Genomic DNA, 21,198 nt, shown 5'->3' with positions numbered 1-21,198 from the left:
CCTTAAACGGAGCGCACCGCGTGCTTTTGCTGTTTCTGAATATATAAATTGCGGTCCGATTCTTCGAGCATTTCTTCCAATTTCAATTCAGGACGAATTCTTGACATTCCGATACTGACGCTCAGTTTTGAACCCTGAAAAGTCTTTCCGTTCACGGCCTGTTCAATCTTATCCATGACAACTCTTGCTCCTTCCTCTTCTGTTTGGGGAAGAATAGCAATGAATTCATCACCGCCAAAACGCGCGAGCAAGTCGGAAGATCGAAGTTGCTCTGCCAGGAGACGCGCAATCTCCTTCAAGACCTCATCACCCCGAAGATGTCCGAAACGGTCATTCAGCTCCTTGAAGCCATCCAGATCGATCATCAGGATGGATAATGGCAATCCGTAACGCTTTGCGCGTTGAAATTCAAGGCGCAGGGTTTCATCAGCAAAATGCCGGTTGTAAAGACCAGTCAATGCATCAGTAATTGCCAGCCTTGACATCTCTTTATAGAGACTCTCATTTTCACGAATCACGAGATGTTGGCGCATCAAGACCAGTACAATCAAAATGATGGTCTCAAAAAGAATTGTTTGCGGGTGTTCTGCGTAACCCTTCCGAAAGGCCAGAAACAACACAAGGATGCCTACGAAAGTCGCAAGATAAGGAAGTGCCCTGCGAAATAGCAGACGCCGTGACGATGGTTTTTCAGGAAAAATTGCCGGAAGCGGTTCGCCGATTACTTTTTGTAAAGCTGCTGCACTTAACAGACAAACAGCAGCCAGCATCCATAGAATGTTCAAATATTGCATCCTGTAAGGAATTTCGCGAATCTCAAAGTAAGCCATGGCCGCGTCTGCGATTGCATTGCAGAACATACCGCTGCCCAGCAGGAAAAGGACCCACCACGTTGTTTTTTTTGCGCTGCTTTGAAGTAAACCGACAACTGCTGTGAGAAGAAGCATGCCACCGACGGGATAAGCCAGGGCGACTATGGATTCGAGCGCTTCAGCCCGGGAAAAATATTCCGGAGAGAGAATAAAGTAAGACAACGCCATCGAGCTGGCGGTCATTACGATCGCCAGATCAAGGTATAGAGTCGTCCTCTCTTTCGGAGTCCTCGATGTGTAAGGAAAGCGCAACACGCCTGCAAGAGTCAAGGGATAGTAACACAAGAAGAAAATGTCGGCGGCCGAGACAAATGGATCGACTTTCAAGATGCTGTCACGATAGAACCAGATCCCTTCAGCTATCGCCGTGCATACACTGGAACAACCCAGCAGAAACCATCCCTGATGAGCCTCGTGTCCGAGACGCGGATCTCTTGAAAGCGCAAACGCCAGAACAACAAAACCTAAGTAAAAGGTTACCAGGAGAATACTGGATATGATTTTTTCCAGAGGGGACGAGAAATGAAAAAAAAACACGGCAACGGCATAGAGGAAAACAAAGAAAGCCGCAGAAACTGTTAGTATAGCCGCGCGGCTGCGGAAGAATATTCGAAGCACGCTGTCCCCAATCTGTTTCCAGCTTATCACACTGCAGTACGAGCCTTCCCTTGCCGCCCTCCGGATACAACAATCACCTATAATATTTATGTGAACCCTATGTTATCGATTTTCTGTCTCGTCTTGCTGGTGGGAGAGCCTTGCGCAGCAGAAGATGTAGAATCTTTAATGCGGGATGCCGAGGCACATTACCATTTGAGAGAGCAAGAAAGCGAGCTTCCTAAAGCGATTGAAACCTACCGGCGAGTGCTCGAGATCGATCCTGAAAACTACGAAGGCGCATGGAAACTGGCAAAGGCATACTGGTATCAAGGCAACTATTCATCAGGCGAGAAACTGCCTTTCTTCGAAAAAGGGATCGAAGCCGGACGGAAAGCCATCCAGAACGCACCGGACCGCTGCGAGGGCCATTTTTGGCTGGGAATCAATCTCGCCGTTCTTGCGGAATCCAGCAGCGTTTTTAGAGCCCTCGGGATGGTGGATGATGTAAAAACCGAGATCCAAAAGGCGATGGAAATCAGCGAAAATTGCGAATGCGGCGGGCCACAACGAGTGTTGGGAAAATTGCATGCTCGCCTGCCCTTTTTTAAGGGAGGTAGCAAGACCAAAGCAATTGAGTTTTTAAAGAAATCTTTGCAACTTTGCCCGCAAGACACCCAATCCAGGATTTTTCTTGCGGAGATTTATATCGATGAGGGAAAGAATGGTTTTGCCAAGCAGCTTCTGCGGCAAGTCCTCGTCCAGGAGCCGGATCCTCAATGGATTCCTGAAACCAAACAGAATAAAATCGTAGCGGAAAAAATGTTGCGCGATTTGCAAAAAGGAAGGTAATTTCACCGCAGAGGACGCAGAGACCGCAGAGAAAGGAATAAGATCTTTTTTTCTCTCAGCGTTCTCCGCGTTCTCTGCGGTGAAATAAATAATGGAAAGGATTGAGAATCTAGCCCAACTCGCATTCAAATCCGTACCGCACTTTAACAAACCCGACTGCCTCATGGTGAAAAGGGACGGAGCCTATGCCCCCATCTCTGCAACGGAGGTTCGGGATTCGGTCGAGTCGATCGCTGCTGCTCTGATCGAGCTCGGGGTCCAGCCAAAAGAAAACATCGGGTTACTTTCGGAAAACAGGCCTGAATGGGCATTTGCAGATCTGGCTATTCTAGCGGCAGGCGCAGTGACCGTTCCGATTTATGCCACATTGCCGGCAAAACAAATTGAATACATTGTCAATGATTCGGAAATGGTCTGTTTGTTTGTTTCCAACACAGTGCAACTCAGCAAAATTCTTGAAATCCGCGGCGCTATTCCGAAGATTCGGAACATCATCATTTTCGATCATACTGACGGCGTGGCCGATGATCTTATCCCGTTGAAAGAAATGATTCGAGCCGGCGGTGTGAATTTGAAAAAGGAACCCGAAGTGGTTCAAAGAAGGTTTGCCGGCATCAAACCGGATGATGTTTTCAGCATCATTTACACATCCGGCACAACAGGGGAGCCGAAAGGAGTAATGCTTACACACCGGAATGTCGTCAGCAACATTGAGGCGCTCAACCATTCGGGCTTTCAATTTGTGCGAGAGGACCGGTCTATTTCTTTTTTGCCTTTGAGTCATATTCTGGAAAGAATGGTTGGTTATTATGCTCTTCTCTACTTTGGATGCACGATCGCCTATGCCGAAAGTCTGGAAGCATTACCGCAAAATTTGCAAGAAGTGCAGCCAACGGTTCTGACTGCTGTCCCGCGAGTTTTCGAAAAATTCTACGGAAGGGTCATGGAAAACGTTTCGCGGGAGAAAGGGTTCAAGAAAAAGCTGGCTATCTGGGCGTTCAAAATCGCGGCCGAATATGCAGAAACAAGATTAAATGATAAGGCTCCCTCCTTCATTCTGTCGTCCAAGTATGTGATGGCTGATGAACTCGTCCTCAAAAAGATTCGAGGACGGCTTGGCGGCAGGCTACGTATCCTTGGATGCGGAGGCGCTGCACTGCCAAAGCAGCTTGCGCATTTTTTCTACGGAATCGGACTTACAATTCTGGAAGGATATGGATTGACGGAAACCAGTCCGATCATTTCCTTCAATAGACCTGGCGCATTCAAGTTCGGCACTGTGGGACAGCCGATCCCTGGCGTCGAAGTGAAAATCGCGGAAGATGGAGAAATCCTTTCTCGTGGTCCTCATATCATGAAAGGCTATTACAAAAAACCGGAGGATACGGCACAAGCGATCACACCCGATGGCTGGTTTCGCACCGGCGACATAGGTGAAATCGATGCCGATGGTTATCTTAAGATTACAGACCGGAAAAAGGATTTGATCATCACATCCGCGGGAAAGAACATTGCACCTCAGTTCGTTGAGAACACTGTAAAGACTTCCCGGTACATTTTGCAAATTATTGTTGTTGGAGATAAACGCAAGTTTCCATCGGCGCTGGTTGTCCCGAACATGGAGAATCTCCGGAAGTTTGCCGCAGAACATCAGATCGCAGAACAGGACATTTATGATCATCCCCTGGTGATTGAAGAAGTTCAGCGGGACATCGAACGATTGAGTCAGGATTTGGCGCCTTTCGAGAAAATTAAGCGGATCGTCTTATTACAAAAAGAATTTACAATTGAATCCGGCGAATTAACGCCGAGCCTTAAAATCAAAAGAAATGTTGTTGAAAGGAAATACAGAGAATTGATCGATAGTCTGTATATCACCCCAGCCTTAAGCGTTTGATCCTTTTCACTTCTGATAGAATGGTTGTCCTATGCAAACATGGAAATTAGTTCTCGCAGCACTACTCGTGACCATCATTACCGGCTGTGCCAGTAACCAGGCATTCCGGAGCGCAGAACGAGCCTTGAAAAACAAGGACTGGGATATTGCAGTCTCAGAATATGAACAGGCCCTGAAAAAGGATCCGCACAATGCCGAGCTCAAGCTAAAGTTTAATATGGCTAAAGTGTTTGCTTCGCGGCAGCATTATGAATCGGCGAAGCGGCAGATCGAGAACAAGGATCTCGAGAAGGCGGCGGCCGAGCTGGAAGTCGCGATCGCGCTGGATCCTGAAAATAAACCGGCAGCGGAACAGCTCGCGAAGGTTCAGCACATGATTCAGCATCCGGAGCAGACCGCGGCAGAAATAGTTCCGGCAGAACGACCCCTTTCAGAACTGCCCTCCGTAGCGCTGAAACCACAATTCGAGCCTCGAAGCAATGCTCCCATTCAATTGCGTTTTAAGGATTCTTCCTTGCGGGAAGTTCTCCAAACACTCGGAAAAGTTGGAGACGTCAACGTACTTTTTGATAAGGATTTTCGTGACCTGCCCGTAAGCTTCGATTTTAGCAATACCACTTTTCTCCAGGCTCTGGATACTGTCCTCACCACGACTCACAACTTCTACAAAGTCATCGGCAAAAACACAATCATGGTTTCGCCGGATAATCCGCAAAAGCGAGCCGAATATGAAGAAACCGTAAGCAGAACTTTCTACCTTTCCAGCGCGGATGTCGAAGAAATTGCGAGGGTGCTACGAAATGTTTTAGGCATCCAGATGATTGCTACAAACGCGCGACTCAATACGGTGACGATTAAGGACAAAATCACGAAAGTTCTTGCCGGAGTCAGGCTGGTGAATCAGCTGGACAAAGCAAAGCCTGAAGTTGTGGTCGACGTTGAAATTCTGGAAGTAAACCGCAGCCGGCTTCAACAATTTGGTTTACAGATTCATTCCCCCGGTGGTGATGGAGTACAAACCTCGATCTTTACCAAGCCTCCCGAGCTTGCTATCGATCCTGGTCCGATCGTGTCACGGTCGAACTTTTTTATATCGAATTTCCCTCAGGCAACCTTCCGGCTTTTGCGCCAGGACAGTAACTCAAAACTACTTGCCAGCCTGCCATTGCGGACTGTCGTTGGCGAGACAGGACGTGTTCGATTTGGTACGCAGGTTCCCGTGCCTCAAACCACATTCGCGCCCATAGCAACCGGAGGCGTGAATCAACAACCCATCACATCTTTTGTCTACAGAGACGTGGGAATCAACATCGATCTCACTCCACGGGTCCATCGCGACGAAGAAGTTACGCTGGAACTGATCGTTGAAAGCAGCTCCATATCTGGAACAGGATTCGGCAATCTCCCTCAATTCAGCACAAGCCGCGTTGAAAAAACGATTCGTTTGAAGGAAGGCGAAACGAACATCATTGCGGGTCTGATTCGCGATGAAGAAAGAGACGTCATGAAAGGGCTGCCGTTGATCAGCAAGATTCCGATCCTCGGCCGCCTGTTTGCTTCAAACGAAAAAGAGATTAGAGAGACCGATGTAATTATTGCGTTAAGTCCTCATATTCTCCGCGCGATTGAGGTGACTCCCGAAGACGAAGAAATGCTCTGGCTTGGAATCGACACGCAACAGCAACCGGGCGCTTACCGGCCCTATACTACGATACCTGTGCCTCCAGCAATTCCGCCCCAAATCGAAGAAGAGGTTCCGGAAGACGAAGATGAAGAAAAGGATGAGGATGAAACGGATGAAGAAGATACGGATGAAGAGGAGGAGTGAAAACTCCGAAGGTTCCCCCTCCTTACAGCCGTGAAAACTCCGATCCCACCGGCGCCCAAACGCCGGCTCGGCCAGAATTTTCTGTGCGATCAAAACATTCTCCGCAAGATTATTGATTTTATTCATCCGACGGCTGGAGATTTCTTTGTTGAAATCGGCGCAGGGACCGGAGCTTTAACCGCGCTTCTGACGCCGCACGTAGCTCGCTTGATCGCTGTGGAATTGGATGCCGATCTCCTTCCCTACCTGCAAAACATTCCAGACATCACACTTTTACATTCTGATATTCGAAAAGTGGATTTGTGCGAGATTCGCGCGGATGGAAAAATCCGCGTCACAGGAAACCTCCCCTATTACATTTCGTCGAATATTTTGACTTCTCTGATTCTGCAACGAAAGTGTATTCAAGATATGACCTTGATGTTTCAGGAAGAGGTGGCTCACCGGATAACGGCGCCACCATCGGATCCGGATTACGGTTACCTGAGTGTAATCACGCAATATTATTGCAACATCCGGAAGGGATTTAAGATCAACAAGAATTGTTTCGTTCCCAAACCTGAAATCGAATCTCGAGTTCTGCGTTTTGAGTTCCGGACCGAGCCAGCGATTCAGTTTGAAGAATTCGCATCCTTTCTGGAAAAAGCTTTTTCGCAGCGCCGCAAAAAGCTCCGGAACAATCTTCTACGCGCTCTTCCTATCCCTGCTCCGTCACTGGACCGAACCTTTGACGAACTTCAGCTCTCACAAGATGTGCGCGCCGAAAATCTGTCAGCCGTTCAGTACGAAAAACTGATTTTGCGGCTGCGAACGTAGTGGCAGAGCATTTTCCGTGCATCAGGCATGAACTTCTTCATTGAATACACTCTGGACCTTTCTTATAACTTCTTTTGGATGTCAAAATGCTCTGCAGGGTGAGGGCAAGCAGAGCATTTGCTTACAATAAGCTGAGGCCGTGAGGGTTTAGACTTTTCGAGATTTCGATACCGTTCACATACAGCAGGCAAATGCTCTGCCACTACTCTCCTCACCGCGCGTAGTTGTCCTGATAGTAAATCTGGACGAACAGGTTTTCCGGATTTTTCTGCCTGTAATACTGCATCAATCCGGACGTTAAACCTGGCTCCTGCAACTGCAGTGACTTCAGAATGGCCCACTCGGGTTTGAGGAGATTCGTTTCTGTAACACACTTCCATAGTTCGGAGGCCGCCACACGATTTTGTCCGGATGCCTTCAGCACTTCGATAAAAAAAGTTCTGGCGCGGGACCACATCGGTTGAGCGTGGGCCCAGACTCTTGTTTTTTCGATCCACAATTCACTGTGTTCCTTTGATCGAACACACGAAAGAAGAATTGCGGAAGAAAATTGCGAAATCCGCTTTTCAAAAGCTTCCTCCTGCTTTTCCGTCACCAGTCGATCCAAAGACTGAACGATGGATTCCGTTTGGGCATCATCGATCCATAAGAATGATGGGATTATTGCAGGAGGCAAAGCGAGATTGAGAAGCTTATCCGAAAGGACTCGCGATTCTAACGGCCGGGTCATTCCAGTTTCCACGAATGCAGAAGCAATTTGCGGCCGCACTTCTTGATTTGCGTAATTCAATTGAGACCTGAGAAGATCCTTTGGATTTGTCAGCCTTTCATCATAAAGTTCGGTCAAAGTTGGAGATTGCTGCTCAAAATAATCGTGTGGCGCCTGATATTCCAGAAAACGATTTTCGGCATTATTTTCTTGCTCAGTAAACGAGCTCAAGACGTGAATTGTGGCAGGGGAAAACTTCTGCAGAAAAAGAAATTCAGAAGGATCAGACAAATGAACGCGGGTAAGATCCTGACGAATCCGCGGTGAATCCATTCGCATCTGCAGTTGATCTGAATCAACTTTCAGCGGCTGCGATGTTCCCAGTAAAAGAAGATCGCGCGCTGCGCCCTGAAATCCATAGATAAATGGAAAATTAGTGTGAAGTGTTCGCAGCACCGCAACAAATGTTGGATCACTGATTTCGTAAATTTGTATCCACTGCAAAAATAAACCGGATGGTTTGAGAATCTTGCGGATATCGGAATAATACTCGACTGAAAAGAGGGATCCGGTACCTGCAGTCCACGGATTGCTTGGCTCTGAAATGATGACATCGTAGCGTTTGCCGGCATAACGAACGTAGCTGCGCGCATCATCAGCGATGAAGTGAAATTTCGAATTTGTAAGGACATTGTTGTTCCACTTTGTGTAAAACCGCGTTGCTTCCGGCATGGATTGTATCAGGTCAACAGCATTCACTGATTTGACTTGTTCGTGCGTAAGAGCCGAACCGGCGGTGACACCGCTGGCAAGGCCGATCACAAGGACATCTTCGGGGGCAGGATGCAGAAGCAGAGGAATGTGCGCGCTAAGAATTTGAGTTGGGAGATCGGCCGATGAGGAGGCGTCGGCTTTTCCGTTGATATACAGCGTACGGGCCTCCGGCTTGAGATACTTCGTACGAGCAACAAGCAGGTGGCCGGCAGGATCATCCTCAAAATACAATACCTCGTATTGATCAATCATTCTCCGCTTCTCGGCGAGATTATGAGCTTGATCGTCCCGTCGGAACGGGATTTGCGTGAACCACTCACGCTTCCAGGAACCGGAAAGCAAGAAGAACACTGCAAGAGCAACAACCAGACTCGATGCTAAACGAATGAAACTGGTTTTGCTTTCTTTTTCTTTTGCAAGATGTAAAGCGTAAATTCCCAGAATCGCCGTTGCAACCGTTGTGCCGGCAAGGAGACGCTGCATACCAAACATCGGAAGAAGCAGCAGGCCACCCAACAAAGCCCCAATCACGTTGCCGATTGTGTTTGCGCTGTAAACAAGTCCCGATCTATAGCCGACCGTGCTCAGTTGATCGTTAACAAGCTTCACGAGAAGCGGCAATGCCATGCCGATAAAAATAGTGGGAACGAGCATCACCACATAGCAAATCAGCAGTTTTCCAGCTTCATAGGGGTAAAAAGCGAGAGGTTGCGTTGAAAAGAGGCTTCCCCATTGTTCAAAGACCCAAACGACGAATGGATAAAATGGAAGCAGCGCTGCAACAGTTCCGGCTGTTGCGAGCTGAGTGGAGCCAAAAAAGAAAAATACATTCTTAATCCTTGCTTCATACCGCGACAGTAAAGCGCTACCGAGCGATATTCCTGTTATGAATGCCGCAAGCATGATAGCGAACGAATAAGTGCTGGATCCTAGAACAACGCCGAAAAATCGCGTCCATGCGATTTCATAGAGAAAAGCCAATACACCCTCAACGAGGATCAAAAGTAAGCACATTCGGATCTGCTGGGGCGATAGTTTCATCACAGGCTCAGAGACAGCCTCTTCCGGAATCTTCGGACTCTCAGCGTATTTGGAAAGAAAAAGTGCAACGAGGGCTATGAACGCATTACCGATGGCAAGTAGTTTGACGCTCGCATTCAGACCCACAGACGGAAGAACGATGAATGTGATGAACAATATTCCACCCACAGCCCCTGCAGCATTCGCCGAATACAATTGAGAAGCGCGTCTGCCAACAAGCTTCAAATTAAAACTGACAGCGCGAAGGAGGAGTGGATAAGTACCACCCATCAAAGCGCACGGCAAAATCAATAGAACGCTGGAAAGAATTATTTTCAAAAACGTTCTGGTTGCTCCCGAAGAATGTCCGGGAGTCATTGTTGCGTAATTGCCATAGATACCCGCCGCAACATCTGTTAACTGCACGTAGGCGAGCGCATACAAGCCGACGGCAAGCTCCAAATAGGCGTATATCTTCAACGGGTTTTCCAGCCTGTCAGCGTATTTGCCGATGAACCAGCTGCCCAGCGCAAGGCCGGCCATGAAGGTGGAAAGCACTGTCGCGTAGGAGTAGGAACTTGCACCGATAAAATCAAGCAGGAACTTGCTCCAGGTAACCTGGTAACCAAGTGCAACTGTTCCGGAAACAAAAAACAGAAGAGAGATAAGCCGGAAGAATTTATGTTGATCCAATCGCAAATCAGTTTCTCATAAATATTTCTGTCGCTCAACAGTTCAAGAAGCGGCTTTTGTGGTTCGGGAGACTGTCCAAAAAGTCAGTTGGAGCGCGGACTTCCGGTCCACAAAAACTAGTAACAGAGAGGAGTTTCCTGCGGGCAAGATGCCCGCGCTCCCACTAACTCGCCGCAATTCTTGACTTTTTGGACAGTCCTCGCCCGAACCACTCGTTAAGGCTTACTACGCTTGTAATATGACTCATTCTGGTGTAATCTTGGCAACAACCGGGTGTAATCACAACTTATGCTTCGCAACGAGATCAAGCGAGAGATCCGTGGTGTGGTCTTTTTAGCCCTTGCGGTATTTCTCATTCTCGCGCTCTTTGGTTATGACCGCCTGGATCCTTCTTTCAACGTCAGCTCCGATCGAATCAAGGTTGAAAACTACGCCGGACCGGTGGGTGCTTACAGCTCCGATATTCTCTTCCTTTTCTTCGGGCTGGTAGCCTTTGCGCTCCCCGTTTTTCTGCTGATTGCCGCGTTCGGCGATTTTATGCAGCGCCAGGTCGATGCGGTCTATACGAAGTTTATCGGAACAGTTCTGTTGATTCCTACTCTGTGCGGCTTTTTGGACGTGTTTGTTTATCAGTGGCAAACGTATGCCCGGTTGCCGAACGGCGCCCTTACTGCCTTTCCTATGGAGGCAGGCGGATGGATCGGGGAGTCCTTAAATTCCTTGCTCCAAGCCAACGTTGGATATGCCGGCGCCTTGCTCGTTCTGGCCACTACGGGATTACTGGCATTGCTTCTGGTTGTGCATCTTTCGCTGGGCAAAATGGTCTTTCTCGTAAGCCAGCGATTGGCCGAGTTCGTGCGTGGATTTCGAACTGGGATCCGGAAAAAGATTGATACGGAAATTAGAACGAGAGAGCGCCGAAAAGTAATTCAGAAACACATTGAACGGATTGAGCAACAGACTCCCGTTGCTCCGCCACCCAAGGCAAAGAAAGAAAAGATCGATACTAAAAAGAAAGAACCGGTCATGACTCATGCGGTTCCTTCCAAAACGGAAGAGGAGCCGATACAACTCGATTTTCGCGACATGAGCGAGAACTTCATCCTGCCTCCTCTCACGCTGCTCGAAGCCCCCACAGGTGAGGTGAATGTTGACAAAAAGGAGTTGATGGAAAGATCCAAGGTAATCACAAGCAAACTTGCCGAATTTGCAATCGCGGGTTCGGTAACAGAAATCCATCCCGGTCCCATCGTCACTACGTTTGAGTTCAAGCCAGAAGCTGGAATCAAGTACAGCAAAATTGTGAGCATGACAAACGATCTTTGCCTCGCTCTAAAAGCGGAATCGATCCGGATTGATCGCCTGGCCGGACAGGCAACGATTGGTATCGAAGTCCCCAATCGAACAAGAGAAACAATCTTTTTGAGGGAAATCATCGGTTCGCAAGTCTTTCAGCAAACCACTTCCCCGCTTACTCTCGGGCTCGGTAAGATGATCCACGGAGAAGTGTACGTATCGGACTTGATGAAAATGCCGCACCTGTTGATCGCTGGCTCCACAAATGCCGGAAAGAGCGTCGCAATCAATGCAATGTTGTGCAGCATTCTCTATAAAGCGACTCCTGATGAAGTGAAGATGATTTTGATCGATCCGAAACGGCTGGAGCTGAGTTTGTATGAAGACATTCCTCATCTTCTCGTTCCGGTTGTTGTGGAACCGAAGCTCGCTTCGAACGCCTTGAAATGGGCGGTCCTGGAAATGGAAGAACGCTATCGTCTCCTTGCAAGTTTTAATGTGCGAAATATTGCGCAGTTCAATCAAATATTCCTGGATGAAAATCTCCAGGCAAATTTAACAGACGAACAAAGAAAACAACTGAAACCGCTGCACTACATTGTCGTTGTTGTGGATGAACTTGCGGATCTCATGATCACGTGCGGAGCAGAAGTGGAAGAATCCATTCAGCGGCTTGCTCAAATGGCGCGGGCTGTTGGAATCCATTTAATCGTAGCCACGCAAAGACCATCAGTGGATGTGATTACCGGCGTAATCAAAGCAAATTTCCCATGCCGCATCGCTTTCCGGCTGCCGTCCGGGCATGATTCAAAAACAATTCTCGATACAAAAGGCGCCGAGCAGCTTCTCGGGATGGGGGATATGCTGTTCATTGCTCCGATGAGCTCCCGTCTTATGCGAATTCACGGAGCGTTCGTAACTGAGCGGGAAATTCAAAGATTGACGAAGTTCTGGTTCCGTCAGAGCAAGCCACATTACAATGACGAAATCTTAAGAGAGCCGGAAGCAAAAGTGGAAATAGATGATTTCCATGATGAACTGTACTCCGAAGCGATTCGCGTGGTGATTACTTCCGGCCAGGCATCAGTATCAAACTTGCAGCGCCGTCTCCGGCTCGGTTACGGGCGCGCGGCTCGAATGATTGACCGCATGCAGGCTGAAGGAATCGTGGGTCCCGCAGATGGCAGTCGCCCCCGGGAAATCCTGGTGAAATCGGATTACCTGGAGCGAATGCAGGTGTAGCGCGGGCGTCCCGTCTGCGAATTTAGCGCAGACGGGACGTCCGCGCTACTTTGCTTAAGACCTTCCGAAGCTTCTTTTCATCCACTCTGTACTTGAACAGCTTCACATCGTCAACAAAAATCACCGGTATTTCGTCACTGTACTTCTCATACGCTTCTTTGTCCTGCTCAATGTCAATCACTTCCACCGTTGCGTGAAATTCTGCTGCCACCTTATCCAGAACGTGTTTCGCTTCTTCGCACAGATGACAGTCCGGTTTGGAATAGATGCGCAACCGCAAACTAGATTTTGGCGACAACTTCTACGTAATTAGAAGCGTTGTAACGCTGATGGAAATCGTACTTTTCCCTCATATCCCATGTGGAGAGGACCACGAATAGAAGGATGAAGGCACAGACGTAAGGAAACAGCATATCCAGTGTAAGGGGAGGTCTCTCTTTACGGATACTGGGAAAAATTTCTACGAAAGTGGAGCGCGGTAAGCGGTAGTTTTGAATGGCCGCGGGCATGCATTCTTCGCGAAAATCCGCAAGTAAAGAGAGCGTTTTGCAGAATTGATCCAGCTCATCGCTGCACAGATCACAATACTTGAGATGCTCGTGCACCTGCAGCCTTTCCGATTCGCCGATTATGCCATCCACATATCCGGAAAACCGATCCTGGATCCACTCGCACGAACCGATTTGTTTAGAATAAATCCTTGACAGCATCTTTCATCTCCTGTCTGGCGCGGGCGAGACGGGACTTGACCGTTCCGATGTTCAAGTCGAGAGCTGCAGTAATTTCCTGATAGCTCAGCCCTTCCAGATCGCGCAGAACAAGGATCGCACGATGATCCGGACGCAGTTTGCGTAGCGCCAGGTTGACGCGCCGGCACCGCTCACTCATGGTTAGCGACATTTCTGGATCAGGCAAGGAATCAAACTTCGTTTGAGAGATGCCTTCCAATCCCATGAAACGATCCTTTAACCGCTGATACCACCGTCTCTTTTCATTCAAAACGGTGTTCAAAGTGATTCGATAAATCCATGTTTTCAACGAACAATGATTCTGAAAGCGAGGCAAGCCCCGGAAAACTTTGATGAACACATCCTGACAGACTTCTTTTGCTTCCTCCAGATTCCCAAGGTACCTGTAAAGGAACCGAACGATCGGACGTTCGAACTCGGCTACAAGCACCTCAAAAGCTTTCTCGTCTCCCGCCTGAAGCTCACTCACAAATACGGCCTGACTTCGAGCAGCAGCGGTTTCCTCATCCACTTCGAATGCGGCAATCGGTAGAGACGCGGCCTTGCTAAATGGGCTCATGTTCACTTCCGTTTACCCTTAGACACACGGTTTCAAGAAAAGTTCCATCGTTTCTAATTGTAACGTTTTTTGGGTTAAAACGATTTCTTTTTTCACCGCAGAGGACGCTGGGGTCGCAGAGAAAAGAAAAAGCAGATTTTTCTCCGCGCTCTCTGCGGTCTCTGCGCTGAATTAATTAATGTTGGGGTCGGTGGGGCGAAGATGGCTGAAATTTGCCGTAAGTCTGAGGACCGCTACAGCACCGGACAGATGTTCGTCGACGGCCATAGCCCGAAGATAGGCATCGTCCAGTTCCAAAAGACGGCGTTTTTCCTCAATATCCAGAGGAAGGACGCTGGCAATCAAATTCACCATCTCGATCAGATCAGAATCCTGAATCAAGGAGGCATCCAGATTTTGCATATGCTTTGCGAAAGTTCCGAAGTTCCTCAGCAAAGATTTCTTTACGGTCTTCACCTCAGCTTCCCCTGCTTCGACCTTATCCGGCAAAATATGAACTCGAACTTTGCGATAAGGAATTTCCTGCACAGTCTCCAAAGCTCTGATGCGTGTAATTCCCCGCAAAACGATGTTGTATTTCCCTTCCGGAAGATTTTCAACGTAGGAGAGCTCTCCCGCGCAGCCAATGGAAAAGATGGGAGGATTTCCATAGTAATCGTCCTGCCAGCCCGGTTGAAGCAGAAACATCCCGATCATTTGCTGATTTTCAATGGTTTCTTTTACCATTTCACAATAACGTGGCTCAAAAATGTGAAGCGGAAGATTGGTCTGCGGAAAAAAAACAACGTTGGGTAGAGGAAAAACTGCAACGACGTCCGGCTGCATTTAGGTTGTCATCTTATAGCCCATAAATATGAGAATGCCCAGGCCAACAACTGTCAAAATCACCAAAAACAGAATAAATCCAATCAAGGTATCTGGAACATCTTCCATTGCGCCCATTACTTTTTCCCGGGCTGACGATATCTTTGCTAGAATTGCACTCATTTTTGACAACGTGCCTCCGTCCTAACAATACTCAAAATCAAGGTGAAGATTATAGTATAGAGCCTGAAAAATTCAACGATGACGAATGATTAGCCGGTTTTGGCCCAAAAGGACGTACTCAACATTTCTCCATCTGATTGTACGGGTGAAAATGGTCGACAAAAGTAGCCCAAAATTACACAATCCCACCACTGGACCGATAACCCAGAAATAAATTCGCTGATGGAGAGCAAGTTTCTGCACAGCCCCGACGCAGCGGCAACGAAGATCAGCTTTCAGCGACTGGATCAACTGCAGAGCAAAAAAAGTTGGCCAAAAATAGCCTGGAAAAAAGAAACCGGTTACGATCCAGGCAATCCAGACAGAATGGAAGAGAAAGGCTGCTCCCCAAAGCCGGGGATAGTAGATACGAGTGATCAAAAGCTGGCGAAAACTCCAGCGAAGGAATTCCGGAAGCCGAATGGAATCATGCGTAAATGCAAGAGCGCCCGGAACAAACTCTACTCTTCTGTTTGAGGTCTGCATCGCCCGCGTCAGACTGTAATCATCACTCAGGGAACCTTTCCAAAAATCGAATACGCGCGCGGATTGAAAAGTTTCCCTCAGAATCGCGGTTGCGCCACCCCATGCAAAATTTCGCGCGCTGTTTTCTTTGTACAGAGTCAGTACGCTGGAATTCCAGGCTGCGCGCAAAGTGGAACCGAAATTTCCGCTATTTGTGAACCATCTGTAGCCCGTTGCCGCATGATCCGGATGCAGTAGAAGCCGCAAAACAAGGGTACGAAGCCAATCAATTTTCACGGAACAATCCGAATCAATGAAAGCAAATACTTCGTATTCAGCCGGGAGCTGCTGAATCGCATACTGCAAATTATGCACCTTCTGCCCCGATTCGTTTGCTTTGCCGGCAATCAAGATTTCGCCTGAACCAAACTCTTGAAGAAGGGGCACGACAGGATCCAGATCGGAATCCACAATGAAGAAGACTTTGAAATCCGGATAGTCCAGCGCGAACCACGAGTGTATATTCTCGCGAAGACCAACATCCATTCCCCTGCAAGGCGCAAGCAAAGCCACTTTCGGCCAACGCGTGGCATTTTGTTCGGTTGGATTGAACACTTCACGAAGAAAAAAATGCCGAAAACGAATCGTCTGGACAAAAGAGAACAGACCCTCCAAAATCAGGACCATTGCAAACGAAAACCAGACCCATATCATAGAGTGCTTATACTAGAACACAAGATATTGAACATTGCATATTGAAAATTGCAAAAAAACAATATGCAATATGCATTTTGCACTATGCAATAAGTGGTATGTTTCTGAAACTACTTTTGATTTTCGCTTGTATCTTTGCTCAAATTGGATCCAATTCGGATCGCGAAGAACATCTGAGTAATATTCGTCAACTGACCTTCGGCGGTGAAAATGCTGAAGCATATTTCTCTGAAGATGGAACCGAATTGATCTTTCAATCCACGCGAGACGGCTATCCGTGCGATCAAATTTTCAGAATGAACTCGGATGGCTCGGACGTCAGAAAAATCACTAACGGAAAGGGGCGCACTACCTGCGCATATTTTTATCCGGACAAAAAGCGGATCCTCTACTCATCCACTCATCAGGAATCACCCTCCTGCCCTGCTGCTCCGGATCGTAGTCGCGGCTATGTATGGGGACTGTATCCCTACGATATTTACACCGCGGATCGCGACGGGACAAATGTTCAGGTTCTGTCCGCATCGCCCGGCTACGATGCGGAAGCGACGATTTCACCGGATGGAAAACAAATCGTTTTTACATCGGATCGGGATGGAGATCTTGAGCTTTATGCAATGGATTCCAATGGAAAAAATGTTCGCAGACTCACTCATTCACCCGGGTACGATGGTGGCGCCTTCTTTTCCGCTGATTCAAAGAAAATCGTGTGGCGAGCGCGCCATCTGAGTGATCAACAGGAACAAAAAGACTACAAGGACCTTCTCTAGGCGCGTCTTGTTAAGCCATCGCAGCTTGAGATCTTTGTGATGAATGCGGACGGAACCGGTGTGCAGCAGGTAACCCGAAACGGCGCCGCGAATTTTTGTCCGTATTTTCATCCTGACGGAAAGCGAATCATTTTTGCATCGAATGTGAACGATCCCGGAAAAAGAAATTTTGATCTGTACCTGATCGATATTGATGGAAAAAATCTGAAGCAAGTGACCTTTCATCCGGCATTCGATGCATTCCCTATGTTCACTCAAGACGGAAAACGGCTTGTGTTTGCTTCGAATCGAGACGCAAAAAAGCCGGGAGAAACAAACGTTTTTGTAGCGGATTGGACGGAAAGTGTTCCCCCAATTGACGAATCAAAGATCCGTAAGGATGTGGAGTTCCTTGCCTCGGATGAAATGAAGGGACGATTGACAGGAACACCCGAGGCCCGCAAATCCGCCGAATACATAGCAGCTGAGTTTCAAAACGCGGAACTGCAGACACCATCCGGAATTGATTCCTTTTATCAGCAGTTTGAATTTACATCAGGCATAAAACTCGGCACTACGAATACTTTAGAAATGAAAACCGTCAAGAACAAGAAATCCTATGTCCTGAGCTCCCACTTCCTTCCTGTTGGATTTTCCGATGATGGCGAACTCGCCGGCGCTCCCGTGATCTTTGGTGGTTATGGAATCCGGGCTCCCGATCTCAAGTATGACGACTACGAACGGATCGACGTAAAAGGCAAAATTGTTTTGTGCTACAGATTTGGTCCCGAAGGGGGTGATCCGAAGAGCGCGTACTCGCAATTTTATCCGCTCCGTTACAAAGCGATGATTGCCCGCGATCTGGGCGCCGTGGCGCTTTTGGCCGTTGCGGAATCTGAAAAGGACGATGAGCTTCTAAAATTGCGCCGCGATGCGACTTTCGGCACTTCCGGGATTCCGGTTCTCAGCATTAAAAGAAGCCTATTTCTGGAATGGATAGAAGCGGCCGGAGTAAAGGTTCCGGAAAAAACGGATCCTCATTCCCTCACGAGCTTTGATCTGCCCGGCGTTCAAATATCGTTAACAACAACCCTGCTGCGCGAGAAATCGAAATCGGACAATGTCCTGGGATGGTTGCCCGCAAAAACTCCAACAAAGGAAACTCTGATCATCGGCGCCCACTATGATCACCTGGGCACCGGCACAGAAGGTTCCCTTTCGCCGAAATGGGACGTCGTTCACAATGGCGCAGATGACAACGCCTCCGGTGTTGCCGGTTTGCTTGAACTCGCGCGGTTCTTTGGCAAGCGTAAGGAGCAACTTCAACGAAACATGCTTTTCATTGCATTTGGCGGTGAAGAGCTTGGTGTCCTTGGTTCCAGCTATTTTACGAAGAATCCTGTGATTCCGATCCAGGACGTGATCGCTATGTTAAACATGGACATGATCGGAAGATTGCGCGATGAAAAGCTCGTCGTAGGAGGCACGGGCACTTCCCCGGTATGGAAAGAGATGCTGCAAGCATCGAATCAAGAGAGACTCAAAATAACATTCAATGAAGATGGTTATGGTCCGAGTGACCATTCCGTGTTTTACGCCAGAAATATTCCGGTTTTGTTCTTCTTCACGGGAGCTCACGCGCAATACCACAAACCGGAAGATGACGCCGCATTGATCGAATACAAAGGGATGGTTGCTGTTCTGAATTATGTTTCACGAATTGCAGAGAAAATCGTTGCGATGCCGTCAAAACCGGAATTTGTAAAAGTAAAATCCAGAGAGCAAGCAGTGGGAACCGGAGGATTTCGCGTTTATCTGGGAACCATTCCCGATTATTCGGAAGATGTCAAAGGTGTGAAATTGACAGGCGTTCGTGATGGAAGTCCCGCAGAAAAAGCAGGAATTCTTGGAGGGGACATCATCGTTGAGTTCGGTGGCAAGAAGATTGAGAACGTCTACGACTATACGTACGCGTTGCAACAACAGAAACCGGGTGACATCGTTACAGTTGTCGTTTTACGGAACGATCAGAAGAAATCATTGCGGGTAACATTACAGAAGCGTGCCTCCGCCGAGTAGTTTGTTGCGGTATGAGTAACAGCTTTATTCCGCAATCCTCCGGGTTCCCCTTATCCTCACATCTTGAACCTAAGCTAGTCACGGTTTTACGAGAGGGATACTCACGCAAACAATTCTCGTCTGATATTGTTGCCGGCATCATCGTGGGCATCGTCGCGCTTCCGCTGGCGATTGCTTTTGCAATCGCATCAGGAGTTAAACCGGAACAAGGGCTCTACACCGCAATCATCGCAGGTTTTGTCGCTGCCGTTCTCAGTGGCAGCAGAGCGCAGATCACGGGACCAACCGGAGCTTTTATCGTGATTGTTTACGGCATTGTCAAACAGTACGGCTATGACGGCCTTGCCGTGGCAACCTTCATCGCTGGATTTCTGCTGCTGGCGATGGGAATCGCCAAAATGGGAGTCATCCTCCGATTCATTCCCTATCCCGTCACAATCGGTTTTACGAGTGGTATCGCGCTAATTATTTTCTCGTCACAAATCCCGGATCTCTTTGGTTTGCAGATTGCAGCGGTGCCTCCGGAATTCATCTTGAAGTGGCACTCTTATGCGCAACACTGGCAGACATTCAATCTTTCTGCATTTTTCCTTGGGGCCTTTTCACTTGGAATCGTATTCTTGTTTCCTCGGATCACACATAAAGTTCCTGGTTCACTCGTTGCACTGGTTCTTGCTACGGTTGCCGCGGCTCTGTTTCACCTTCCTGTGGAAACAATCGGCAGCAGATTCGGTGATGTCCCGAACTACCTTCCTGCTCCCCGCATGCCGGAAGTTTCCTGGAGCCTGATCACAAAAATGTTCTCGCCTGCGATTACCATCGCCTTACTGGGAGCTATTGAGTCCCTTCTTTCCGCAGTCGTAGCGGATGGAATGTTGGGCACAAGACACCGTTCCAACATGGAATTGATCGCTCAAGGAGCGGCAAACATAGTCTCACCGATGTTTGGTGGAATTCCGGCAACGGGAGCTATCGCTCGCACGGCGACAAACATTAAGAACGGTGGACGCACGCCCATTTCAGGAATCGTGCATGCAGTCACATTGCTGCTGGTGATGCTCTTTTTTGCGAAGTGGGCTGCCCTAATCCCGATGGCCGCACTCGCTGCAGTTTTGATTTACGTGGCATACAACATGAGCGAATGGCAGACCTTTCTACAAATACTGCGGAGCCCCAAAAGCGACATTGCAATACTGATCACAACCTTCTTGCTTACAGTTTTGATTGATTTGACCGTTGCCATTGAAGTCGGAGTTGTGCTTGCTGCGTTTCTGTTTATGCAACGGATGGCAAACGCCACGCAGGTCGGGTTTAAGACCAGGGAATTGCTCGAAGAGGAGGAAGGTGAAGATCCGAAGGCAATCGCCAAAAGGGTGGTTCCTCCAGGCGTGGAAGTATTTGAAATCTATGGGTCGCTGTTTTTCGCAGCAGTCGATCAGTTTAAGGATGCTTTGCGGCGCGTGGAGAAGAATCCGAAGGTTTTGATACTTCGGATGCGTCACGTTCTGGTGCTCGATGCTACTGGACTAAAAGCGTTGGAAGATCTATACAGGAAAATGAAAAAGGACAAGGCTACTCTGATACTTTCCGGAGTTCATGCACAGCCTTTAGTGGTCATGGATCAAGCTGGATTTCTCGACAGGATTGGTCAGGATAATCTTCAGCCTGACATTGACAATGCCCTGAACCGCGCGCGAGAGATTCTGGGGATGCTTTCTACAAAATGAAATCTATCGTTGATCGACTCAATGAAAAGAGACCGGTGATTCTGGATGGTGCCATGGGCACCGAATTATTTCGCCTGGGAGTCGAAACCCGGCTTCCGTGTTGGTCGGCTCACGCTTTGTTGCACCAGCCACAACTGGTGCAGAGAGTGCATGAAGATTACATTCGCGTTGGCGCTGAAATTCTCACCACCAATACCTTCCGGACCTCCTTCCGTTCGTTGAATAAAGCAGGACTTGGGCATTTGTCAAAGCAGATGACTGAACTAGCCGTTCGATTGGCAAGACGGGCGAGAGAAGAAGCTGCATTGACCGATGCAATTTGGATCGCCGGTTCGATCGCACCGCTCGAAGACTGCTATGAACCGCAGCTGATGCCAGATAGCGCTACCGCGGCAAAGGAACACACAGAAATGATTGATTGGCTATGTAATGCCGGCGTTGACTTGCTATTGATTGAAACCATGAACAGCATCGAAGAGTCGGCCGCAGCTGCAGAATGCGCGGCTGCAACAGGGACACCGTTTTTCGTGAGCT

At 48.3% G+C, this 21,198-nt stretch carries 17 protein-coding genes; 9 read left to right on the top strand and 8 right to left on the bottom strand.

The annotated features are described in order from the left end of the window. Positions 1–2: 2 nt before the first annotated feature. Entirely contained in the window at positions 3–1,520 is a 1,518-nt protein-coding gene (locus L0156_24170) for a GGDEF domain-containing protein (protein ID MCI0606096.1), read from the bottom strand. Positions 1,521–1,589: 69 nt separating this feature from the next. Here L0156_24170 and L0156_24165 point away from each other — a divergent pair, with 69 nt between their 5' ends. From L0156_24165 to rsmA, 4 genes are all read left to right on the top strand, one after another. After that, on the top strand, positions 1,590–2,321 hold the full coding sequence (locus L0156_24165; protein ID MCI0606095.1) for a tetratricopeptide repeat protein: 732 nt from the start codon (positions 1,590–1,592) through the stop codon (positions 2,319–2,321). Positions 2,322–2,484: 163 nt separating this feature from the next. Then, complete coding sequence (locus L0156_24160) at positions 2,485–4,218, top strand: long-chain fatty acid--CoA ligase (GenBank protein ID MCI0606094.1); 1,734 nt, start codon at positions 2,485–2,487, stop codon at positions 4,216–4,218. Between the two features lie 31 nt (positions 4,219–4,249). Then, a complete protein-coding gene (locus tag L0156_24155) occupies positions 4,250–6,046 on the top strand; it encodes a hypothetical protein (GenBank protein ID MCI0606093.1) in 1,797 nt (598 codons plus the stop codon). Between the two features lie 30 nt (positions 6,047–6,076). Then, positions 6,077–6,862 carry a 16S rRNA (adenine(1518)-N(6)/adenine(1519)-N(6))-dimethyltransferase RsmA gene (gene rsmA / locus L0156_24150; GenBank protein MCI0606092.1) on the top strand — a complete coding sequence of 262 codons (786 nt, stop codon included), beginning with the start codon at positions 6,077–6,079 and terminating at the stop codon, positions 6,860–6,862. A gap of 211 nt (positions 6,863–7,073) precedes the next feature. Here the strand turns inward: rsmA and L0156_24145 are convergent, their stop codons facing one another. Beyond that, complete coding sequence (locus L0156_24145; GenBank protein ID MCI0606091.1) at positions 7,074–10,058, bottom strand: fused MFS/spermidine synthase; 2,985 nt, start codon at positions 10,056–10,058, stop codon at positions 7,074–7,076. A gap of 288 nt (positions 10,059–10,346) precedes the next feature. On the opposite strand from L0156_24145, the gene L0156_24140 reads away from it, so the two are divergent. Further along, on the top strand, positions 10,347–12,596 hold the full coding sequence (locus tag L0156_24140; protein MCI0606090.1) for a DNA translocase FtsK 4TM domain-containing protein: 2,250 nt from the start codon (positions 10,347–10,349) through the stop codon (positions 12,594–12,596). Between the two features lie 22 nt (positions 12,597–12,618). On the opposite strand, the gene L0156_24135 is transcribed toward L0156_24140, so the two are convergent. The 6 genes from L0156_24135 to L0156_24110 all read right to left on the bottom strand — a co-directional run bounded on the left by L0156_24135 (position 12,619) and on the right by L0156_24110 (position 16,109). Then, a complete protein-coding gene (locus tag L0156_24135; protein ID MCI0606089.1) occupies positions 12,619–12,894 on the bottom strand; it encodes a glutaredoxin family protein in 276 nt (91 codons plus the stop codon). Further along, a complete protein-coding gene (locus L0156_24130) occupies positions 12,878–13,306 on the bottom strand; it encodes a zf-HC2 domain-containing protein (protein ID MCI0606088.1) in 429 nt (142 codons plus the stop codon). The genes L0156_24135 and L0156_24130 overlap by 17 nt, the downstream gene beginning before the upstream one ends. Next, positions 13,284–13,904, bottom strand: a complete 621-nt coding sequence (locus L0156_24125; GenBank protein ID MCI0606087.1) for a sigma-70 family RNA polymerase sigma factor — start codon at positions 13,902–13,904, stop codon at positions 13,284–13,286. Before L0156_24125 ends, L0156_24130 begins: the two co-directional genes overlap by 23 nt. Before the next feature lie 171 nt (positions 13,905–14,075). Beyond that, positions 14,076–14,729, bottom strand: coding sequence for an LON peptidase substrate-binding domain-containing protein (locus L0156_24120; protein MCI0606086.1), 654 nt, complete (start codon positions 14,727–14,729; stop codon positions 14,076–14,078). After that, positions 14,730–14,891 carry a hypothetical protein gene (locus L0156_24115; protein MCI0606085.1) on the bottom strand — a complete coding sequence of 54 codons (162 nt, stop codon included), beginning with the start codon at positions 14,889–14,891 and terminating at the stop codon, positions 14,730–14,732. Positions 14,892–14,963: 72 nt separating this feature from the next. Next, entirely contained in the window at positions 14,964–16,109 is a 1,146-nt protein-coding gene (locus tag L0156_24110; GenBank protein MCI0606084.1) for a glycosyltransferase family 2 protein, read from the bottom strand. Between the two features lie 98 nt (positions 16,110–16,207). Between L0156_24110 and L0156_24105 the strand changes: the two genes are divergently transcribed. From L0156_24105 to L0156_24090, 4 genes are all read left to right on the top strand, one after another. Continuing rightward, positions 16,208–16,879 carry a hypothetical protein gene (locus L0156_24105; protein ID MCI0606083.1) on the top strand — a complete coding sequence of 224 codons (672 nt, stop codon included), beginning with the start codon at positions 16,208–16,210 and terminating at the stop codon, positions 16,877–16,879. A 39-nt stretch (positions 16,880–16,918) separates the two neighbouring features. Further along, positions 16,919–18,937 carry a M28 family peptidase gene (locus L0156_24100; GenBank protein MCI0606082.1) on the top strand — a complete coding sequence of 673 codons (2,019 nt, stop codon included), beginning with the start codon at positions 16,919–16,921 and terminating at the stop codon, positions 18,935–18,937. 11 nt (positions 18,938–18,948) lie between these two features. Next, a complete protein-coding gene (gene sulP, locus L0156_24095) occupies positions 18,949–20,664 on the top strand; it encodes a sulfate permease (protein ID MCI0606081.1) in 1,716 nt (571 codons plus the stop codon). Next, the coding region (locus L0156_24090; protein MCI0606080.1) for a homocysteine S-methyltransferase family protein at positions 20,661–21,198 on the top strand (538 nt) is incomplete at its 3' end. The genes sulP and L0156_24090, both read left to right, overlap by 4 nt.

Source organism: bacterium (assembly GCA_022616075.1).
Classification (GTDB): Bacteria; Acidobacteriota; HRBIN11; order JAKEFK01; family JAKEFK01; genus JAKEFK01.
Note: the sequence above shows the minus strand (reverse complement) of the source record. Positions and strands in the feature narration are given on the sequence as shown.